Source organism: Nostoc sp. CHAB 5715, from assembly GCF_020829685.1.
Taxonomy (GTDB): domain Bacteria; phylum Cyanobacteriota; class Cyanobacteriia; order Cyanobacteriales; family Nostocaceae; genus Nostoc.
Genome location: NZ_JAIVFR010001021.1, coordinates 1 through 2,529 on the forward strand (window position 1 = coordinate 1; position 2,529 = coordinate 2,529).

Sequence of the window (2,529 nt, forward strand, 5' to 3'; positions counted from 1 at the left end):
AGAAAAATTTTGGATTAACGATCTAAATAAACCTATGGTTGATCTACTGGAGTTAATTGTAGAGGAACCAGATGAAATAGCAAATGCTTATGCCGATATATGGAATGAGCAGCATAATGATTCTGTAGAACACTTTTATCAAACCAGAGAAAGATTCAATAAAACTAATAATCCAAAGCTTTTTCTATACTTATTAGCTCGATGTGTAAAAGGCGCTGTACGGTATAACTCTGAAGGATTCTTTAATCAAAGCCCTGATAAAAGGCGAAAGGGAACTCAACCTGAGAAGATGAGGAAAAATATAGAAGGAGTTTCTAGGCTTCTTAAGGGAAAGTGTATATTTACATACTTAGATTATAAAGATGTTCTGGCTGAAGTTAGAAATAGTGATTTTGTTTATATAGACCCACCATATCAAGGTGTATGCGGTAATCGAGATTCAAGATATTATTCTGGAATTAATTTTGATGATTTTGTTCTAGCTCTCAGAGAGTTGAATAAAAAGGAAATAGCGTTCGCAGTTAGTTATGATGGCAAACGAGGAAATAAAACCTTCGGGAAGGAATTACCTGAAGAATTAGGACTAAAAAAAATAGAACTTGAAGTTGGACGCTCGTCTCAAGCAACATTATTAGGTAGACAAGAAGTTACAGTAGAGTCTTTGTATTTATCATCAAGTTTATCAGGCGATCGCAATTTAGATTTGGAGAGCTATATTAGCAAAGCACATAAACAGATTACTCTTCTAGAACGACATGGACAGTTCTCAACAGTACCCTCTCTTACCCGATGATTTCATCCAATTTTGTCAGTCAGTAACCGCTAAAAGGCCAAAAGCTGTTATTGATCATATCTTGCAGTATGGTTTTGTAACAACAGAAGAATTGAAACAAAGGTACGGCTACAATCATCCTCCTAGAGCAGCTAGAGACGTTCGAGAACATGGAATTCCTCTAGAAACATTTCGCGTTACAGGAACTGATGGGAGGAGAATAGCTGCTTATAGATTTGGAGATACAAGTAAGGCTAGATTTTCCAGGCTATCCGGTAGAACAGGCTTTTCCAAACAGTTAAAAAATGAATTGATCAAGAAATATGGCTGTAAGTGCTTCATCTACTTGGAAGAAGTTGATAAGCACGAATTGCAAATAGATCACCGCGTTCCTTTTGAAGTTGACGGAGAGCCAGAACTAGAGTCTGAAAGCTTTATGTTACTTTGTGGTTCAATAGCCTTTCGTAAACATCGCGATCGCTGTGTTTGTATAATTGAAAAGTTCATGAAACTGTGCTTTAATAATGTAAACAAGAGGAAATTAATATGCATCGGGAACAACTCGCTAAATGGCTGCTTGGAACTGCTGCACTTTCAACAATTATTATTCCCATCGGTGTAGATGCAGTCTTGCTGGCAAAAGGTCATATGAATAATCCGGCGTGGCTACCTCACGCAAAGTTACATTGCGCCATGTCGTTTTTTGCTGCTGTCTCCTTGGGAAGCGCCGCATTAGCAATTTTAAAGGTTCGTCCGGTGAGCGATCGCTTTTCGATGGGTCTTGCTGCATTTCTCGGCTCTGCGTTCTGGATTGGACTAATCGCTTCTGGATTCTGGCCTGGAACTTCCTACGGATTTCTTAATGATCCGGTTCTTGGCAATACTCCTGAGCCAGAGTTAGGCCCAATTACAATCTATCCGAATGTTGCTATTGGTGCGATCGCAATTGCGATCGCACTAGCAGGTTATTGGTTAACAAGTCAGACAAAGCCTATTAACCAACATCGGTAATAAATAGTCTGATATAGCGGTTCTCGGTTGAGTGAGGTACTCTAACCCCACCCCCAACCCCCTCCCCGCAAGCGAGGAGGGGGCTATGATGTACCTCATGTGATTAGGAAACGCTATAATACATTAAAGAAGTCGGAAGTACAGTTTTGTAACGGGGAAGAGCAACTTCTTCGGGAAATTGAGCAAGCACCAGAGGAACTGATTGAAGCAATTTTGTACCTTTTGCGGTTTGTAAAGGCGCAACCTAGCTTTCAAGGTTCTAATCAAGATAGTATTCAGGAAGCGGATAGCACTCAAGTAATTGCTCCTCCTCTTGAAGCTGATAACTCCCTGCTAAATCTCTTCAACGAGTTCGAGCAATTTGCTCAGAGTATTCCTCCTGAAGAACTTGTTAACTTGCACGTGGGTAAAATAGAAGTAATTTCCTTTTGTTAAAAACGTCATATACTCATTCTGTGCAAAACTATGGCGTACAGCGATTTTACTCTAGAAAAAGCTGCGGCTGTTTTGGGAATCACCACCCAAGAAGCAGATTTGTTTCCCAGGCTTGTACCTCTTTCTATTCCTTCGTGGTTAAATGAAACTTTAGGAAAGCGAACCCAATTAGCTCTGATTAGTGAAAAGGCTCGGAGCGAATTTATTATTGTACCGATTTTACTAGCCTGCCGCGATCTCAGCCAAGATAGCTTGGCTATTTTCTCTGGACAAAGACTTGACGTTGATCCTGCACAGAATGAGTATATGAC

General features: G+C 40.1%; 3 protein-coding genes and 1 pseudogene. All 4 read left to right on the forward strand.

Going from position 1 to position 2,529, the window contains the following annotated elements:
• Positions 1 to 793 (forward strand): DNA adenine methylase (locus LC574_RS35240; RefSeq protein WP_229458268.1); only part of this gene is annotated, 793 nt, incomplete at its 5' end.
• 525 nt (positions 794 to 1,318) lie between these two features.
• Positions 1,319 to 1,783: a hypothetical protein gene (locus LC574_RS35245; RefSeq protein ID WP_229458270.1), complete on the forward strand. Its 465-nt coding sequence runs from the start codon at positions 1,319 to 1,321 to the stop codon at positions 1,781 to 1,783.
• Between the two features lie 99 nt (positions 1,784 to 1,882).
• The gene (locus LC574_RS35250; protein ID WP_229458271.1) at positions 1,883 to 2,218 is read left to right on the forward strand and encodes a hypothetical protein; all 336 of its coding nucleotides are present in this window, start codon (positions 1,883 to 1,885) and stop codon (positions 2,216 to 2,218) included.
• A gap of 30 nt (positions 2,219 to 2,248) precedes the next feature.
• Positions 2,249 to 2,529 (forward strand): annotated as a pseudogene (locus LC574_RS35255) (hypothetical protein); the annotation flags it as partial.

Excerpts from the sequence above, each read along its gene's own strand:
- LC574_RS35245 (WP_229458270.1), top strand. The coding sequence starts at position 1,319 with ATGCATCGGGAACAACTCGCTAAATGGCTGCTTGGAACTGCTGCACTT.